This window comes from Streptomyces sp. NPDC001493 (genome assembly GCF_053597235.1).
On record NZ_JBSFHV010000041.1, the window covers coordinates 1 to 16,983 of the forward strand.

General features: G+C 73.1%; 15 protein-coding genes. 7 read left to right on the plus strand and 8 right to left on the minus strand.

Annotation, left to right across the window (positions count from 1 at the left end):
* Window positions 1-61: 61 nt before the first annotated feature.
* Complete coding sequence (locus ACWCWD_RS34865) at window positions 62-2,260, plus strand: hypothetical protein (RefSeq protein ID WP_450779306.1); 2,199 nt, start codon at window positions 62-64, stop codon at window positions 2,258-2,260.
* On the opposite strand, the gene ACWCWD_RS34870 is transcribed toward ACWCWD_RS34865, so the two are convergent.
* The 5 genes from ACWCWD_RS34870 to ACWCWD_RS34890 all read right to left on the minus strand — a co-directional run bounded on the left by ACWCWD_RS34870 (window position 2,230) and on the right by ACWCWD_RS34890 (window position 8,715).
* Window positions 2,230-4,683: a right-handed parallel beta-helix repeat-containing protein gene (locus ACWCWD_RS34870; protein WP_450779308.1), complete on the minus strand. Its 2,454-nt coding sequence runs from the start codon at window positions 4,681-4,683 to the stop codon at window positions 2,230-2,232. The two genes, ACWCWD_RS34865 and ACWCWD_RS34870, sit on opposite strands and share 31 nt — an antisense overlap.
* Before the next feature lie 293 nt (window positions 4,684-4,976).
* Complete coding sequence (locus tag ACWCWD_RS34875) at window positions 4,977-5,585, minus strand: Rv1733c family protein (protein ID WP_450779310.1); 609 nt, start codon at window positions 5,583-5,585, stop codon at window positions 4,977-4,979.
* 155 nt (window positions 5,586-5,740) lie between these two features.
* The gene (locus ACWCWD_RS34880; RefSeq protein ID WP_450779312.1) at window positions 5,741-6,565 is read right to left on the minus strand and encodes an MOSC domain-containing protein; all 825 of its coding nucleotides are present in this window, start codon (window positions 6,563-6,565) and stop codon (window positions 5,741-5,743) included.
* Between the two features lie 88 nt (window positions 6,566-6,653).
* Window positions 6,654-7,235, minus strand: coding sequence for a DUF6643 family protein (locus ACWCWD_RS34885; RefSeq protein WP_450779314.1), 582 nt, complete (start codon window positions 7,233-7,235; stop codon window positions 6,654-6,656).
* Between the two features lie 298 nt (window positions 7,236-7,533).
* The gene (locus ACWCWD_RS34890; RefSeq protein WP_450779316.1) at window positions 7,534-8,715 is read right to left on the minus strand and encodes a glycosyltransferase; all 1,182 of its coding nucleotides are present in this window, start codon (window positions 8,713-8,715) and stop codon (window positions 7,534-7,536) included.
* Window positions 8,716-8,772: 57 nt separating this feature from the next.
* On the opposite strand from ACWCWD_RS34890, the gene ACWCWD_RS34895 reads away from it, so the two are divergent.
* From ACWCWD_RS34895 to ACWCWD_RS34910, 4 genes are all read left to right on the plus strand, one after another.
* The gene (locus tag ACWCWD_RS34895) at window positions 8,773-9,558 is read left to right on the plus strand and encodes a glutamate racemase (protein ID WP_450779318.1); all 786 of its coding nucleotides are present in this window, start codon (window positions 8,773-8,775) and stop codon (window positions 9,556-9,558) included.
* A 70-nt stretch (window positions 9,559-9,628) separates the two neighbouring features.
* Window positions 9,629-10,192 carry a hypothetical protein gene (locus ACWCWD_RS34900; protein WP_386889795.1) on the plus strand — a complete coding sequence of 188 codons (564 nt, stop codon included), beginning with the start codon at window positions 9,629-9,631 and terminating at the stop codon, window positions 10,190-10,192.
* 117 nt (window positions 10,193-10,309) lie between these two features.
* Entirely contained in the window at window positions 10,310-11,902 is a 1,593-nt protein-coding gene (gene lnt / locus ACWCWD_RS34905; protein ID WP_450779320.1) for an apolipoprotein N-acyltransferase, read from the plus strand.
* A 22-nt stretch (window positions 11,903-11,924) separates the two neighbouring features.
* Window positions 11,925-12,413, plus strand: coding sequence for an NUDIX hydrolase (locus tag ACWCWD_RS34910; RefSeq protein WP_450779322.1), 489 nt, complete (start codon window positions 11,925-11,927; stop codon window positions 12,411-12,413).
* Window positions 12,414-12,422: 9 nt separating this feature from the next.
* On the opposite strand, the gene ACWCWD_RS34915 is transcribed toward ACWCWD_RS34910, so the two are convergent.
* On the minus strand, window positions 12,423-13,544 hold the full coding sequence (locus ACWCWD_RS34915) for a glycoside hydrolase family 26 protein (RefSeq protein ID WP_450779324.1): 1,122 nt from the start codon (window positions 13,542-13,544) through the stop codon (window positions 12,423-12,425).
* A gap of 69 nt (window positions 13,545-13,613) precedes the next feature.
* Window positions 13,614-14,900 (minus strand): cytochrome P450, encoded by a 1,287-nt coding sequence (locus tag ACWCWD_RS34920; RefSeq protein ID WP_450779326.1) that lies wholly within the window; start codon window positions 14,898-14,900, stop codon window positions 13,614-13,616.
* A 247-nt stretch (window positions 14,901-15,147) separates the two neighbouring features.
* On the opposite strand from ACWCWD_RS34920, the gene ACWCWD_RS34925 reads away from it, so the two are divergent.
* Window positions 15,148-15,603, plus strand: coding sequence for a tyrosinase family oxidase copper chaperone (locus tag ACWCWD_RS34925; protein ID WP_450779328.1), 456 nt, complete (start codon window positions 15,148-15,150; stop codon window positions 15,601-15,603).
* Between the two features lie 18 nt (window positions 15,604-15,621).
* A complete protein-coding gene (locus ACWCWD_RS34930) occupies window positions 15,622-16,482 on the plus strand; it encodes a tyrosinase family protein (protein WP_450779330.1) in 861 nt (286 codons plus the stop codon).
* A gap of 96 nt (window positions 16,483-16,578) precedes the next feature.
* On the opposite strand, the gene ACWCWD_RS34935 is transcribed toward ACWCWD_RS34930, so the two are convergent.
* Window positions 16,579-16,881: a chaplin gene (locus tag ACWCWD_RS34935; RefSeq protein ID WP_450779332.1), complete on the minus strand. Its 303-nt coding sequence runs from the start codon at window positions 16,879-16,881 to the stop codon at window positions 16,579-16,581.
* Window positions 16,882-16,983: the final 102 nt, after the last annotated feature.

Here is a 16,983-nt window from a genome sequence, read left to right on the forward strand (position 1 = left end):
ACAATTAAAAACAACAATACGCAATACGAGTTTACGTTGGGGGTGATTGTATTTCTGTCTTTTGCTCTTCCGATCCGACACCCCCGCGCCCTGGCCGCGCCCGGCCGCGCGCGGCCGCGGCCGCGCGGTCCGGCTCTACGGTGTGCTGGTCCGGGTCCTCGCGCTCAGTCTCACCGTGCTGCTGACGGCGGCGGCCTGCGAGGTGGCGCTCGACCTCGTGGCCTGGCAGTGCGCCGGCCTGTCCGCCTGTTCGGACCGGCGGTCCTGGCTCGGCTTCCTCTCCGCCGAGCAGGGCGGCTGGTGGTCCCAGCCCGGCAGGCGGCTCGCCCTCGCGGCCGTGCTGCCCACCGCCCTGGTCACCCTGCTCTGGTACCTGTCCAACCGCACCTGGAGCGCGTACGAGTCCCAGCGCCCCTTCCTCGGCACCGACTCGCGAGGCGATTCGCGAGGCGGCCCCGACGGCGGCCTGGACGGCGGTGATCCGTACGGCGACACGCCGGAGCCGAAGGTCCCCACCCCCGACGACACCCCCGACGACACGCCCTCCGCGCGCCCCGCCCTCGGACGCCCCGGCTTCTGGTACGGGCGCCGCCTGGTCGCCCGGCTGCGCGCCGCCCACACCGCCGCGGGGCTCCTCACCGTCGCCGTCTTCGTCGAGCGGGCCACCGCCGACTACGACTCCGCCCACTCCGGCCCCGGCCCCGTACTCCTCGGCCGCCTGCTGACCACCGCACTCGCGCTCTGCGCCCTCCTCGTCCTCGCCGTCGTCTGCCGCCGGGGCCGCAGCGAGCGCCGGCTCGACCACCGCCTCGACGGCGCGGTCATCAACTTCCTCCCGTCCGCCGCCGTCGTCCTGCTGGCCCTGTCCCTCGTCCACGCGGTCTGGTCGCGGCCCGGCTGGACCTCCTCGGGCGTGCTCGTCGCGGGCGAGGACACCTTCCGGGCGCTGACCGTCGGCCAGGGCTTCCTCGTGGTCGCGCTCGCCGCCGTCGCCCTGAGCCTCCACCGCCACGCCCCCGACGCCCGCACCTCGCTGTACGGGCTGGGCGGCCCGGCGATCGCCATGCTGGCGTGCGCGCTGGGCGGGGTGATGACCGGCGGGCTCGCCCAGCGGGTCGCCGACTGGCTCGACGGTCCGGGCACCCCCGGCATGGGAGCGGGCTCGGCCATAGGAGGTCCGCCCGTCCTGCTGAGCTGGCAGGCCTCGGTGCTCCCGGTGCTGCTCCTCGTCCTCCTGGTGCCCGTGGGCGTACTCCTCGTCCGTACCGCCGGGCTGGCCCGGCGCACCGAGCCGGTCGTCGCCGCCGAGTACGCGCCGGAGTACGGGGGCCGCACCCCCGAACGCGGGCGCACCCGGCAGATCGCACGGGTACGGGCCACCGCCCGGCTCACCGACGAGGCGTCCTGGATCATCGGACTGGTGTCCGGGTCCACCCTGTTGCTGGGCGCCGCGGCGCTGGCGGGCTCCTGGGCCAGTGGGCAGGTGCCCGGCCGGGCCATGGACGGAACCGGTCCCTTCATCGAATCCGCCGCGGAGGCCGCGCAGTCGACGGGGTCCTGGATGGTCGGCTTCGGCTTCATACTGTTCGTCGCCTCCGGCCGGCGGGCCTACCGCGACGCCTCGGCCCGGCGGACCATCGGCATCCTCTGGGACGTCGGCACGTACTGGCCGCGCGCCGCCCATCCCTTCGCGCCGCCCTGCTACGCGGAGCGGGCCGTGCCCGACCTCGCCTCCCGGATGTCCGCCTGGACGGCCAGGACCGGCGGCCGGCTCGTCATCTCGGGCCACTCGCAGGGCAGTGTGCTCGCGGCCTCCGCGGTCTGGCAGCTCCCGGCGGCCACCCGCCGCCGGATCGCCCTCCTGACCTACGGATCACCTGTCGAACGCCTGTACGGTCGCTGGTTCCCGGCCTATTTCGGTCCCGCCGCACTGCACGGGCTGCACGGATCGGTCCACTGCTGGCGCAACCTGTGGCGGGCCACCGACCCGATAGGGGGACCCGTCCGGGTCGACGTGGCCGCGGGACGCCCCGAGGTCGACCGCGGACCGCTGAAGGACCCGCTGGTGCACGGCCGCACCGCCGAACTGCCCCTGCCCGAACCCATCCTGGGCCACTCCGACTACCAGGCCGACCCGGTGTTCGCCCGGGAACGCGCCGCGCTGCTCGCCGAACTCGGCCCCGTACTGCCCCGGCAGGGCGACGGGGCCGGTCACCCGAGCACCGAGGGTCAGGGGAGTTCGGGCAGATCCTCCGGGTAGAGCAGGGTCAGGTCGTCCGTGCTCGTCTCGGCGAACTGGGCGACCCGGCCCGCGTGCCGTTCCACCATCGATTCGAAGGTCTGGCGCGCGGTGCGGCCGTTGCCGAAGGCGGGGCCCTTGGGCAGCTCCGTGAAGTACTTCGTGAGAGCCTCGCCCGTGCCCTCGGCGAGGGTGTACTCGTGCTCCTCGGCCTGCTGCTGGACGATCCGCAGGAGTTCGTCCGGCTGGTAGTCGCCGAACGTGATGGTCCGCGAGAAGCGCGACGCCACACCGGGGTTGACGGTGAGGAACCGCTCCATCTCGTGGGTGTAACCGGCCACGATCACCACCACGGCGTCGCGGTGGTCCTCCATCAGTTTCACCAGGGTGTCGATGGCCTCCCGGCCGAAGTCCCGGCCGGAGTCCTCGGGCGAGAGGGCGTACGCCTCGTCCACGAAGAGGACTCCGCCCCGCGCGCGGTCGAACGCCTCCTGGGTGCGGATGGCGGTCGAGCCGATGTGCTCGCCGACCAGGTCCACCCGGGAGACCTCGACCAGGTGGCCGCTCTCCAGCACGCCCAGAGAGGCCAGGATCTCGCCGTACAGCCGGGCCACCGTGGTCTTGCCGGTGCCGGGGGAGCCGGTGAAGACGAGGTGGCGGCGGACGGAGGCGGCCTTCAGGCCCGCCCGCTGCCGCCGTCGACCCACCTCGATCATGTCGGTCAGCGCCCGGACCTCCCGCTTGACGCTCTCCAGCCCCACCAGCGCGTCCAGTTCGCCGAGGACGGCGTCGGAGTCGCGGGCCGGTTCGGCCGGGGCGCCGGGCACGGGGGCGGGCGCGGCGGAGGGCGCCGCGGCGCGCTGCGCGGGCAGCGAGCCGAGCAGCCCCGGCGCCGCCGCCTGGGTCGCGGTGAGCACGGGCGCGGCGGGCGCGGCGGGGGTCCCACGCAGGGCGCTCTCGTCGCTGGTGCAGTCCTCCACGACCGGCCCGGCGCCGCCCGATCCGTCGTGGGAGGTGCCCTCGGGGAACTCGTAACCGCCCCGCGCGCAGCGCTCGGTACGGCACCGGGTGAGGGTGGTGCGGCAGCCGTCCATCACATGGAAGCCGTACCCCTCGCTGCCGGTCACCCGGCAGCCGTGGAAGGTGCCCCGGCCCTCGGCGGAGACGTAGAACCCGGCCTCGGCCGGGGAGGTGACCGTGCAGCGCTCGATGGTGGGATCGGCGCCCTTGGTCACGATGACGCCGGTCTGCGCCGCGTCGATGGTGCAGTTGTTGAGCGTGCCGCCACTGCCGTGGTCGCGGAACCAGGCGCCGGTGGACGCCTCGCGGATACGGCAGTCGTCCAGCTGCGCGGTGGCCCCGTCGCTCACCGAGACCGCGGTGTTGCGGATCTGGGTGAGATCGCTGTCCACCACGTCGGCACGGGAGCCCCGGTCGAGGACGAACAGGGCGTCGGGCACGTCGTGGACGCGGCAGGCGTCCAGTATCACCGTGGCGCCGTCGCTGACCCAGACGGCGGGATAGTCGCCCGTGCTGTCGTGGATCTCGCACTGGTTGGCGTCGACCCGCGTGCCGGGGTCCCACACCGAGAGCCCGTTGCGGCCGAACCGGCGGACCGTCGAGCGGGTCAGCGTCAGCACCGAGCGGGAGCGCAGGTCGATCGCGTTCTCCGGGATGTCGTGGATGTCGCAGTCGGCGAGCGTCAGCACCGCGTCCGTGTCCAGCGTGATCCCGTCGCCGGAGGTGCGGTGCACGGTGCAGTCGGTGAGATGGGCCGAGGCACGCGCGGTCACCTGGACCCCGCTGCCCTTGATCTCGTACACCTCGCAGCCCACGGCCTCCAGCCCGCTGCCCTCACCGGTCACGCTCAGCCCCGAGCCGGAGGAGTGGTGGACGCGGCACCGGTCGAGCCGGGGGTGGGCGCCGTCGCGCACCGACACGCCGGACTGCCCCGCCGACACGACCTCGCACTCCTCGAACACGCCGCCCGCGCCGTCCAGGACGGCGATCCCGACCCCCGCCGGATTGTCGACGGTGCACCGGCGCACGGTGGGACGGCCGGCGCCGCGGACCTCGATCCCGGCGGCCGAACGCGTCACTATCCGCAGGTCCACGAGGTCGGGGGCACCGCCCTCCACCAGCACCGCCGGGGCCGCCGAGTCCTGGCCCTCCACGTGCAGGTCCTGGATGATCGCGGAAGCCCTGACGGTGAGCGGCACGCCGTCCACCGGGGCGATCCGCACCGAGCCGACGGCTCCCTCGGGACCGCGCAGCGTGACTGCCCGCTGGACGACGAGATTCTCCCGGTACGTTCCCGGAGCGATCGTGAGGACATCGCCCTCGGCCGCCGCTTCCAGGGCCGCGCCGAGCGAGGGGTACTCGCCGGTGCGGCGCCGCCATCGCGATGTGCCGGTGTGCGTCACCTGGACCGTGCCCTGTGCCATGGCGCTGTTCTGCCCCCACCTCGTGCTGTGTGCGATCCCTCGTACCCGTACGCACATTCGTGCGACCGCGAGGTGCCGTCGGCCTTCCGACGACGGCGCGGGCGGGTCCGCCCTGCCGAGGGGAAGGGCGGGCCGGTCCACCGTAGCGCGCGCCGGGGGCGGGAGTTGACGACTCCCGCCCCGACCTCACCGAAGTGGGGCCCCGCACAAGGCCGTAGACCCGCTCCGCAGGGGCACTGGGGGATGCCCGGGAACCGGGTCCGGGACGTCCCGTGCTGCGCTCGCGCTCGCGTTCACGAACCCGTTCCGGTTCTGCCCCAGTCCGGGCCCACCGCCGCCCAGGCCCGGTCCAGCCGTTCGTGCCGCCGCCGCACCATGAACCGTACGCCGGCCCGCCGGGCCACCTCCACGGCTCCGGCCGTCAGCAGGAACGCGCCCGTCCCGGCCAGGCCGGCGTGGATGCGGGCGGTCGTCGCGTCCATGGGGCGGGGGGTGGGAACACCCCGGTCGTCGGTCCATATCCGCACCCGCTCGCCGGGCTTGCGCACGTGCGCCGCGGTCGGCACCGTGCCGTGCCGCTCGCGGCCGTCCGGAGCCGTCCATCGCGCCGTCACCGTCTGCAGGGTCGCGGGGCCGGCCCCGCCCTCGGGGTCACCGGGGAACGCCGCCTGGCGCGCGGACACGCTCACCACGACCGCGCTCACCCGATGGCGGTGCTCCTGCTGCTCCCGGATCGCGGCGCGCAGGGTGGAGTCGGCGAACGAGCCGCAGAGACAGCCGACGGCGGGCGCGACGACCAGCACGAGGACGAGTGCCCACAGAGCCAGCCACGCCTCGCGGCGGTCGGTGACCCGGCACAGAGGATTGTGCCGCCAGCGCCAGACCCCCACGACCGCTCGCACAGCTGCCGCCCCCTTGCCTCTCTCCCCCTGCGCCGCCCGTTCGCAGCGCACACACCCTCGCGAAGCTCCCGCGGGAGCTTCGCGCGGCCTCACCATCCCCAACGCCCACCCGCCCCCCGACCGTTCCCGGCCGGCCGCCGCCACGGGCGTGAGGCTCATTCCAGGACGCGAACCGGGTCCCCGACCCGGACGGCTCCCGTCCCCTCGGGCACGAGGTGCATGCCGAAGAGCAGCTTCGTCCCCGACCTGCGGTGCAGGGCGAGCGTGCGCAGCGGTTCCCTGCCGCGTCGTGCCGTCGACTGGTCGATGGTGGTGATCACGCATCTCTGGCAGGGCTTCGCCACCCGGAAGGCGACCGGTCCGATCGCGACCCGCCGCCAGCCGTCCTCCTCCCACGCGTCGGTGCCGTCCACCACGGCGTTGGGCCGGAACCGGTTCATCGGCAGCGGGCCCTCCTGCGGGTGATCGCCGCTCGCGATCAGCGCGTTGAGGGCATGCAGCGAAGCGCTGGTGGTCAGCAGCAGCGGGTAACCGTCCGCGAGACTGACCGTCTCCCCGGGGCGCGCGTACGCCGGGTTGATGGGCCTCCGGAACGACGGCTCGTCCTGATGGACGAGCCGGACCTCCGTTCCGAGGAATCCGCTCAGCCAGACCCGTGCGGCCGGTGCCGCCTCGACCACTTCGACCCTCTTGCCGAACAGCTCCACGGCGACCGTGTCCGCGCGCCCAGGCACCGCCACCTTCAGCGGCTGTCTGCCGGGGGCGGAGAGCTCCACCCCGCCGTCGGGCAGCGGTGTCGCGGAGATCCCTGCCAGACGGGGGTTCTGACGCTGTGTGACCGCTGTGCCCGCCCCGTCCACCAGCATCCAGCGACGGTCGCCGGCGAGTCCCCACGGCTCGACGACGGCGCTGTCGACGGTCAGTGCCGCCAGCGACTTGACGGGATGGAGATGGAGGGAGTGCAGAACGGGATGAGCCATCCGCCCATTTTGTCAGCGGCCTCCGAGGACTCCCGCACGCACCCGTCCGTGGCCACGACCAGTGCTGTTCCCTCCGGACCGGGTGCGGTCAGTACCCCCGGCCCTGGTACGGCTGGTCGTACGGGTCCTCGTACGGCGAAGGCGCCGGTGCGGGGCGGGGTGCCGCCGGCCGCATCGCCTCGTAGCCCGTGGCGGGCGCGGGACGCGGCGGCTGTTGCTGCTGCGGGTAGCCGCCGCGCCCGGGCGCCTGCTGCTGGGGGAATCCGCGCGCCGGGGTCTGCTGCGCCGGGAACCCCCGTGCGGGGGTCTGCTGTTGCGGGTATCCCCGCGCGGGGGAGGGCTGCTGCGGGATGTACGGCGCGGGGGCGTGCTGCAGCTGTGCGGGCTGCATCTGCGCGGGGTGCATCGGAGCCTGCGGCTGGTACGGCTGGGCCATCGGCTGCTGGTAGCCGTAGGAGCCGACGGGCTGGGAAGGAGCAGCGGGAAGAGCCGGCAACGAGGACGGCAGCGCGGGGAGGTAGCTGTTGCCGGTCTCGTATGCGGCGGGCACTCGGATCGGTGCGATCTGAGGCGTGCCTCGCTCCGCGACCAGGGAGTCGTAGATCGGAGTGTCGGCGAACGACGGTGCGGCGTAGTAGCCGCTTCCGTAGCTGGAGCGGGGGGAGGTCATGCCACCTAAGTTAAGCCCACGATGTGCTAGTTGGGGAGGCCGCCCAGAAGGTTGTTTCCCGAGTTGTGTGCCAGCTGAGTTCACCAATGCGAGCGAACTTCCCATAAAGGGTCACCGTGGTGTGTAGTGATCGTGTAAAGGGCGCAATGTCGGGCGGCCGTAAGATCCTGTCGCGTCCCGGTTTGGGCGGACGGCGGCAGGACCCCGCGCACCCGCCCCGGAGCGCGTGCGACGACCCGTCACCGCCCCGTCCACCATCACCGTCCGCGTCACCGCACGTCCCCCGTCGCCGTCCGCGTCACTGCTCCGGCGCGGTCTCCGGCCGTGGATAGGTACGCCCCTTCCAGGCGGCGCCCCGCCCCCGGTAGTGCTGGACCGCCGAGTCGACGGTCATCAGCAGATACAGCAGGGCGGTGAAGGGGAGCAGCGGCGCGAGCCAGAGCGACTGGCGGTAGTAGGTCAGCATCGGCAGATACGTCACCGTCATCACCGTCCACGCCAGCCCCCCGGCCCACGAGGCCGCCGGATCGACCAGGGCCGAACCGGCCACCAGCGTCACCGGCGGCGCGAGATAGACGAGGGCGAGCCCCGGCACCGTCCCCGCGAGCAGCAGCGGGCTGTGCCGCAGCTGCGCGTACGCGCTTCGCGAGACCATCCGCCACAGCTCCCCGAGCCCCGGGTAGGGGCGGACACTGTCCACCCGCTCCGCGAGCCCCAGCCAGATCCGGCCGCCGGTGCGCTTGACCACCCGCGCCAGCGACACGTCGTCGATCACCGCCTGCCGGATGGACTCCGGGATCCCGGCCCGCACCGCGGCCTCGTCGCGCAGCAGCACGCAGCCCCCGGCCGCCGCGGCGGTCCGGGACCCCGGCCGGTTCACCCGGCGGAAGGGGAAGAGCTGCCCGAAGAAGTAGACGAAGGCCGGCACCACGAGCCGCTCCCAGCAGCTCTCCACCCGGAGCCGGGCCATCTGGGAGACCAGGGCGTAGCCGTCCGGGCCCGCCGGCCCGGCCGCCGCCACCAGCTCCCGCAGGCTGTCCGGCTCGTGGGCGATGTCCGCGTCGGTCAGCAGCAGGAACTCGGGGCCGCGCCGCCGCGCCACCGCGATCCCGTGCCGTACCGCCCACAGCTTGCCCGTCCACCCCGGCTCCGGTTCGCCCGGCGTGACGACCTGGAGCTCCAGCCCGCCGCACCGGTCCGCCAGCTCTCGGGCGAGCTCCCCGGTGCCGTCCGTACTGCAGTCGTCGACGAGGACCACGAAGACCTCACCCGGATAGTCCTGCGCCAGCAGCGAGGGAAGGCTCACCGGAAGGATCGGGGCCTCGTCCCTGGCCGGCACGACGACGGCGACCGAGGGCCAGCGCGCCGGCTCGGACCGCACCGGCAACCGCTGGTCCGTCCGCCAGTAGAACCCCTGGCCGAGCAGCAGCCACACCCACGTGATCAGGGAACCCACGGCAGTCCAGGCAACGGCGCTCATCCGCCGAGTCTGCCCCACTCCGACCGGCCGCGGAGGGGGGTGGCATAAGGTGACCGGGTGAAGATCGCGCTCATGGACTCAGGAATCGGACTGCTGGCGGCCGCCGCCGAGGTGCGCGGACTGCGCCCCGACGCCGATCTGGTGCTCTCCTCCGACCCCGGCACCATGCCCTGGGGACCGCGCGGGCCCGAGGACGTCACCGCGCTCGCGCTCGCCGTGGCCCGCGCCGCCGCGGCGCGGCGGCCCGACGCGCTGGTCGTCGCCTGCAACACGGCGTCCGTGCGCGCGCTGCCCGCGCTGCGCGCCGAGCTGGAGCCCGCACTGCCGGTCATCGGCACCGTACCGGCGATCAAGCCCGCGGCCGCCGGCGGCGGTCCGTTCGCCATCTGGGCCACCCCCGCCACCACCGGCAGCCCCTACCAGCGCGGGCTGATCCGGGAGTTCGCGGCCGGTGTGGACGTCACCGAGGTGCCCTGCCCGGGCCTCGCCGACGCCATCGAGTACGCCGACGAGGCCGCGATCGACCGTGCCGTGGCCGAGGCCGCCGCCCTCACCCCCGCCGATGTCCGCACCGTGGTCCTCGGCTGCACCCACTACGAGCTGGTCGCCGACCGCGTCGCCGACGCCCTGCGGCGGCCGGGCCGCCCCCCGGTCGTCCTGCACGGCTCCGCCGGGGCCGTCGCCGCCCAGGCGCTCCGCCGCATCGGCGCCGAACCCGCTCCGTCGGCCGAACCGACCGGCTCTCTCACCGTCCTCCTCGGCGGCCGCGAGGCCGAGCTCCCGGACGCCGCTCTCACCTACGCCGAAGGCAGGCTGCTGCGGGGCGTGGGCGCCTCCCGCTGACCTCGGCCACCGCCCGATCGGCCTTCCCGCACCCGCCCCGCGGGTGCGGGTCATGGGTACGCTGCAAAGCATGACGGACCACCCCGGCCGTGCGGCGCACGGCTCGACCCAGGCGCCGTCCACCGTGTGGACCGGCAAGGCCACCAACCGCGCACAGTGGCTGCTGGCCTTCGTGGGAGCGGCGTGCCTGGCCCTCGGGGTCGAGATCGCCCTCGATTCCAACTGGACCTCAGGGGTCGCCCCCCTGGTGATGTCGGTGGTCGGCTGCGTCGCCGCCGGACTCCTGATGCTCTACGGCACCCTCGCCTTCGTCCATGTCGCGGTGAAGGTGGACGGCGACGCCCTGGAGGTCCGCTGCGGCCACATGGGGCTGCCGCGCCGCCGCATCCTGCTCACCCACGTCGTGGGCGCCGAGTTCGTCCCCCGCGTGACCCCGCGCCAGTGGGGCGGGTGGGGCTACCGCTGGCGCCCCGAACAGGGCACCGCCGTCGTGGTGCGCCGGGGCGAGGCGCTACTGCTCCGGCTCGGCGACGGCCGCTCCTTCACCGTCACCGTGGACAACGCGGAGGCCGCCGTACGGTTCATCCGCGACCGGCTCCGCCTCCCGGCGGCCGGCAAGCCGTCCGAGGCCTGATCCCCGGGACCCGCCCGTCGGCCGGCGCTCCGTGACGCGGGATCCCCGAACACCCGCGCCGGCCACGTGAGTCTCCCCACTGCCGCGCCCACAGCCGCCGCCCGTAGACTCCCGCAGGTGAGCGCCACCATCACCTCCGTCGACGAACCGTCGCCCGTTCCCGAGTCACGTCCCCGCGGGCGGTGGCTCACCTGGGCCCGGCCGGCCGCGGCCGTGCTCTCCGGAGCGCTGCTGTACGTGAGCTTCCCGCCCCGGCCCCTGTGGTGGCTGGTGCTGCCCGGCTTCGCCCTGCTGGGCTGGGTCCTGTACGAACGCCGCCCGCGCGCCGCGTTCGGCCTGGGCCTGCTGGCCGGACTCGGCTTCATGCTGCCGCTGCTGCACTGGACCGGAGAGGACGTCGGCCCGGTCCCGTGGGTGGCCCTGGCCGTGGCCGAGGCCCTCTTCATCGCGGTGGGCTGCGTCGGCATCGCCGCCGTGACCAGGCTGGCGTACTGGCCGTTCTGGGCGGCAGCCGTCTGGACCCTCGACGAGGCGGCCCGGGCCCGCGTGCCGTTCGGCGGGTTCCCCTGGGGCAAGATCGCCTTCGGCCAGGCCGACAGCGTCTTCCTGCCGATCGCCGCGCTCGGCGGTACACCGCTGCTCTCCTTCGCGGTGGTCCTCTGCGGGTTCGGCCTCTTCGAGGTGGTCCGGCGGGTCCGCGCGTACCGGTCGACCGGAGACCTCCCGCGCGCGGCGACCGCGATGGCCGCGGCGGCGGTGCTGGTCCCCGTCGCGGGCGCCTTCGGCTCACTCCCGTTGGTCGACAACTCTCCGGAGGACGGCACCGCGACCGTCGCCGCGATCCAGGGCAATGTGCCGCGCCTCGGCCTGGACTTCAACTCCCAGCGGCGCGCCGTGCTCGACAACCACGTCAGGGTCACGGAGCAGCTCGCGGCGGACGTGAAGGCGGGCAAGGAGCCTCAGCCCGACTTCGTCCTCTGGCCGGAGAACTCCTCCGACCTCGACCCCTACCGCAACACCGACGCCTGGGACGTCATCGACCGGGCGGTCCGCGCCATCGGCGTCCCCACCGTGGTCGGCGCGGTCGTCGAACCCGACACCGGGAAGCTGCGCAACACCCTGATCCAGTGGGACCCGGACAAGGGACCCGTGGAAACGTACGACAAGCGGCACATCCAGCCGTTCGGCGAGTACATGCCGATGCGCTCGGTCGCCCGCGTCTTCAGCAAGGACGTCGACCGGGTCCAGCGTGACTTCGGCTCCGGCACCAAGGTCGGCGTGTTCGACCTGGCCGGCACGAAGGTCGGCTTCGTCACCTGCTACGAGGCCGCGTTCGACGACGCCGTCCGCGACACCGTAAAGGCCGGTGGCCGGTTGATCGCCGTACCGAGCAACAACGCCACGTTCGGGCGCACCGAGATGACCTACCAGCAGCTCGCCATGTCCCAGGTCCGGGCGGTGGAGCACGGCCGCGCCGTCGTCGTACCGGTCACCAGCGGGGTCAGCGCCGTCATCCGCCCGGACGGCACGATCATGGAGAAGTCCGGGTTCTTCACCCCCGCGGCCCTGGTGGACGAGGTGCCCCTGCGGTCCTCGCTGACTCCCGCCACCCGGATGGGCGCACTCCCCGAAGGGGTCATCGCCCTCTTGGCCGCCGCCGGCATCGTGCTCGCCGCCGTCCGCTCCCGCAGGGGCCGCCGCGCCCTCTGAGCATCACGTTAGGCTCTGATCCATGGCTACTCCCGACTTCATCCGTGCGATCAGGGCCACCGCCGGCCACCAGCTGCTTCTGCTGCCGGGGGTGAGCGCGGTCGTCTTCGACGAGGACGGCCGGGTCCTCCTCGGCAAGCGGGCCGACACCGGCAAGTGGTCGATCATCGGCGGCATCCCCGAACCCGGCGAGGAGCCCGCGCAGACCGCCGTGCGCGAGGTGTACGAGGAGACGGCCGTGCACTGCGTGGCCGAACGTGTGGTGCTCACCGAGGCGCTGAAGCCCGTGGAGTACCCGAACGGGGACCACTGCCAGTACCTCGACATCACCTTCCGGTGCCGGGCCACCGGCGGTGAGCCGCGCGTCAACGACGACGAGTCGCTGGAAGTGGCCTGGTTCGCCCTGGACGCGCTGCCGCCACTGGCGGAGTTCGCGCGCTTCCGGATCAAGCAGTCCCTCACCGACGGCCCCACCTGGTTCCGGGCCGCCGAAGGGGACGACCTCGTCTGAGCTGCGGACTCAGAGCTTCACACAGATCCGCCGGCTCTTCGTCCAGTCGGTGAACCAGTCGCTCAGCGACAGCGGGAAACACCATTCGGCCGGTCCCGGCATGGTGGACGGATCCACCGGGAGCGGGCGGTTGTCGTCACTGAGGAAGGACCGGTAGAGCTTCGACGCCTCCGGATTCCCGGTGCATCCCCACACCCCGTGCGGGCAGTAGTCCGTGATCGTCTGGTAGACGGGCGGGTGGAGATCCATCCATTCGAGCATGCGGCGCATGTACTCGGGGTTGTCTCCGTTGCGGAAGAGGCCCCACTCCGGGTAGGAGATCGGCTTCTTGTGCTCGGCGGCGAAGTCCACGTGCTTCTGAAGCCCGTACTCGCCGTACACCTGGTCGTCGAAGTTCTCGCCCGGCGGCTGGTCGTAGGAGTCCATGCCGACGATGTCCACGAAGTCGTCACCGGGATAGCAGTCGGTCCAGGGAACCGCGTCCCGTCCCCGGCTCGGCGCGAAGTCGAAGCGGAACCGCTGGCCCTCGACCGAGCGCATGGCGGTGACGATCCGCTGCCAGTACGCCTTCCAGGCCGCCGGGTCCGGCCCGCAGCGGTGGGCGTACGTGGTGCCGTTCATCTCCCAGCCGAGCACGATCACGGTGTCCGGGATGCCCAGCCCCACCAGCCGCTCGGCGAGCTTACGGAAATGCCGGTCGTACAGGCCCGCCGCACCCGACCGCAGCCGCCTGCGCACGGTGGCGTCCGAGACCCGCACCTCGTTCCGCTCCATCATCGGCGTGTTGAGGACGAACATCCGGTCGTTCTGCTCCTGCCGCCACCGCGCCCACGCGCCCAGGAAGTCGACGGAGCCCTCGATGTTCACCCAGAGGTCCCCGGGGAGGTAGCTGTGCCCGACGCGCAGCTCCTTACCGCCGAGCCACCGGGACATCTCCACCATGCGCGCCACGCCGTCGGGGCCGTAGTCCAGGTAGGCGCCGACCGCCGTGCTCCGCGGGTCGACATGCGGTCCGGCACCGTCGGCCGAACCCGTCCCGGTGACCCGGAAACCGGAGGCACCGCTGACGGCGAGCACACCGGCCGCGACCGTGCCCACACAGAGATTGACGATACGGCGACTTCGGGACACGGCTGCTCCTCGGTATCGGCGGACGTCCGGCCGGCCCGGCGGCGGCTCGGCTCCACGGGCGGACACCACCTACGGCGTCGGGACGGAATCGAAGGTCAGCGCCAGACCGCGGACCCGGTTGTCGAAGTTGGAGTCCACCAGCTGCGGTTCGCCGAGCGCCCGCGCGGTGTCGGTCCGGGTGAGTACCTCGGTGAAGAGCGCCCGCATCTCCAGGCGGGCCAGGTGCGCCCCGAGGCAGTGGTGCGGACCGCCGCCCCCGTACCCCAGATGCGGGTTGGGCGAGCGGGTGATGTCGAAGCGGTCCGGGTCCGCGAACACGGAGGCGTCGCGGTTGGCGGAGGCGTAGAAGAGCACGGCCTTGTCGCCCGGCCGGAAGGTGCGCCCGCCGAGCTCGTGCTCGGTGGTGACGGTCCGCCGGAACTGGATGATCGGCGTCGAGTGCCGGACGATCTCCTCCACCGCCCCGTCGATGTACGCGTCGACGTCGGACACCAGCAGCGCGCGCTGGTCGGGGTAGCGCGAGAGCAGAGCCATCCCGTGTGCCAGCGCGTTCCTGGTCGTCTCGACCCCCGCGACCAGCAGCAGTGAGAAGAAGGCGCCGAGTTCGCGGGCGCCGAGCGACTGTCCGTCCACGTCGGCCCGGACCAGAGCGGAGATCAGGTCACCGGTGGGCCGTCGGCGGCGCTCGTGCGCGATGCGCGCCATCACGAGCTGCATCCGGGCGAGCGACCGCAGCCCCCGGCCGGGCACCCGGATCCGGGCCAGTCCGCGCCGCTCCACCCCGACGTGGCTCGACGCGTGGTCGATCTGGGCGGCGATCCACGGCCGGTACGTCCCCGGAATGCCCATCAGGTCGCAGATGACCTCGAACGGAAGACGCGCGGGGGCCGACCGCATGAAGTCGGTGGAGCGGCCGGCCACCGCCTCGTCCACCAGCCGGCGCGTGACCCGGGAGATGTTCTCCTCCGCCTCCGCGAGCAGCCGAGGGGTGAAGGCGCGGGAGACGATCCGGCGGAGTCCCGTGTGGTCGGCGCCGTCCATGTTGACCATGGAGTTGCCGAAGACGGCCTTCGCCCAGCGGGCGGGCTCCGGGACGGTGACCCCCGGCGCGCTCGCGAAGACGTCCGCCCGGCGGCTCGCCGCCCTGACGTCCGCGTGCTTCACCAGGGCGTAGAAGGAGAGCCCCGCCTCCCGGCCGCCGCGCGCGGTGAACCGCACCGGAGCGTCCAGCTCGCGCAGCATCTCGAACGCCCTCAGCCGCTCGGTGCGCGGCAGCCGCCAGAACGCCGGGTCCGCCAGATCGACGTCCCTGGGCCGCTCCGTACGGACACCGGGGACCTGTCCGGGAACGCTCATGTCCACCACCTTCGGCAGTCGGGACTCCCATGCTGACCCGGCCATGCACACCCGAGGTCCGACGCGGCCGCGAACGGCCCGGATTTCCCACGGTTGAGGGATTGACCGGCGGTACGGCGAGCCGTTACGGGCCAGAGGGTGGCACGCACCGTCTGATGGGCGTCGATACCAGCCGCACCGACAAGCGGTTTCACCTACAAGCAGCTTCACCGACAAGCTCACCGGAATGACAGGAAGGCGGACGCAGATGGGTTCGAGCAGGAAGGCCCGAGGCGCCGTGGGCGGACGGAGCGCGGCCACCCGCAGGGGTGTGCTCCGCTCCGTCTTCGCCGTCGGGGTCGTGGCCGGAACCGGGGCGGCCTGGGAGCCGATCGTCGCCGCCCGCGGCCCGGAGAGCCGCGGCGCCACCGAACCCCCGCGGCCGGGGGAGATCACCGAGACGTACCGGGGGCGGACGATCCGGGTGCGCTCGGACCCCGGACCCGACGGCACCGCCGGGCCCGGCGTGCGGACCGTGAGCGCCGGTCTCCACCCCGAGGCCAGCATCGACGGTGCTCCCCTGCACCTCATGCGCCGGGCCGACGGGAGCTACCTCAGCGCGGTCACCCACTACGAATCGCATCCGACGCCCCTCGCGGCCGCGCGCGCCGCGGTCGACGTCCTGGGCACGGCCCGGCTGTCCGCCGCGCCCCACAGCATCTGACCGAAGGACAGGTGGAAGGTGTACACGCGAAAGAACCAGCGCGATCTCACCCGGACCGAACGGAAGCGGTTCGTCGACGCCGTGCTCACGCTCAAGCGCTCGGGGCGGTACGACGACTTCGTGGCGACGCACCGCGAGTTCTACGTCACCGACGGGGAGGACCGGCCGCGCGCGGCACACATGACCCCGTCGTTCTTCCCCTGGCACCGCCAGTACCTGCTGGAGTTCGAGCAGGCCCTGCGGGAGGCCGACCCGACGGTCTCCGTCCCGTACTGGGACTGGACCCTGGACCGCTCGCCGGGGGGACCGCCGTGGACGCCGGACTTCCTCGGGGGCAACGGACGGGAGGGGGACCGTCAGGTCACCACGGGCCCCTTCGCGTACCGGGAGGGGAACTGGCCCATCAGCAACGGCGTCACCGACGACCTGTTCCTGACCCGTGACTTCGGCCGGCCGGCCGATCCGGTGGCCCTGCCCACCGCGAATGACGTGCGAGGAGCACTGAACGACCCGCTGTACGACGCCGAGCCGTGGAATAGCGTCAGCCGCACCGGCTTCCGCAACCGGGTGGAGGGATGGGGCATCCGGGGGGCGCGCGCCATCAGCAACCACAACCAGGTGCACCGCTGGGTCGGCGGCGTGATGGCGGGGGCGGGCTCCCCGAACGACCCGGTCTTCTGGCTGCACCACGCCTTCATCGACCGGCTCTGGGACCGCTGGCAGAAGGCTCATCCGGGGTCCGGCTACCTGCCCGCCCGGGAGCTCACCGGCGACGATCCGCAACGCGGCCGGGTGTTCGCCCGCAACGAGCCGCTGCCGCCCTGGGGGGTCGCACCGTCCGGGCTGCTCGACCACAGCCGCGTCTACCGCTACGCCTGACCCGTACGTTCTCCGGCGGGCGGCGCCGGACGGCACGGCGGCCGGTCTCCCCTCCGGGGATGAGGAGGGGAGACCGGCCGCCGTGTACGGGTTCGGTCAGTGACCGTACGCGTCGTGGTCGCCCTCGTAGGCGTCCTCGTGCTGGAGCGGCTGGGGGGCCGAGCCGTTGACGCAGGTGTTGCCGAAGGCCGGGTTCAGCAGGCCGACGACGTTGATCGTGTTGCCGCAGACGTTGACCGGGACGTGCACGGGCACCGAGATGATGTTGCCCGAGACGACACCGGGGGAGCCCGCGGCGACCGCACCGGCCCCGGCGTCGGCCGAGGCGAGGCCAGCACCGCCGGCGATGAGGGCGCCGGTTCCCGCCAGGACGGCGGCGACCTTCGTGATACGCGACATCAAGAACTCCTATGGAAGAACGTTTTGTTGTGGAGCTGCGGAGCCTTCCGGCCCCGCACTGACTGACAAACGCCGGGAGCGGCGGGCGGTAACGGATCAGTC

Coding starts and splice junctions, on each gene's coding strand:
- ACWCWD_RS34885 (WP_450779314.1), bottom strand. CDS start 7,235: ATGACCTCCCCCCGCTCCAGCTACGGAAGCGGCTACTACGCCGCACCG.
- ACWCWD_RS34900 (WP_386889795.1), top strand. CDS start 9,629: ATGACGGACCACCCCGGCCGTGCGGCGCACGGCTCGACCCAGGCGCCG.
- ACWCWD_RS34935 (WP_450779332.1), bottom strand. CDS start 16,881: ATGTCGCGTATCACGAAGGTCGCCGCCGTCCTGGCGGGAACCGGCGCC.
- ACWCWD_RS34880 (WP_450779312.1), bottom strand. CDS start 6,565: ATGGCTCATCCCGTTCTGCACTCCCTCCATCTCCATCCCGTCAAGTCG.
- ACWCWD_RS34910 (WP_450779322.1), top strand. CDS start 11,925: ATGGCTACTCCCGACTTCATCCGTGCGATCAGGGCCACCGCCGGCCAC.
- ACWCWD_RS34870 (WP_450779308.1), bottom strand. CDS start 4,683: ATGGCACAGGGCACGGTCCAGGTGACGCACACCGGCACATCGCGATGG.
- ACWCWD_RS34925 (WP_450779328.1), top strand. CDS start 15,148: ATGGGTTCGAGCAGGAAGGCCCGAGGCGCCGTGGGCGGACGGAGCGCG.
- ACWCWD_RS34920 (WP_450779326.1), bottom strand. CDS start 14,900: ATGAGCGTTCCCGGACAGGTCCCCGGTGTCCGTACGGAGCGGCCCAGG.
- ACWCWD_RS34890 (WP_450779316.1), bottom strand. CDS start 8,715: ATGAGCGCCGTTGCCTGGACTGCCGTGGGTTCCCTGATCACGTGGGTG.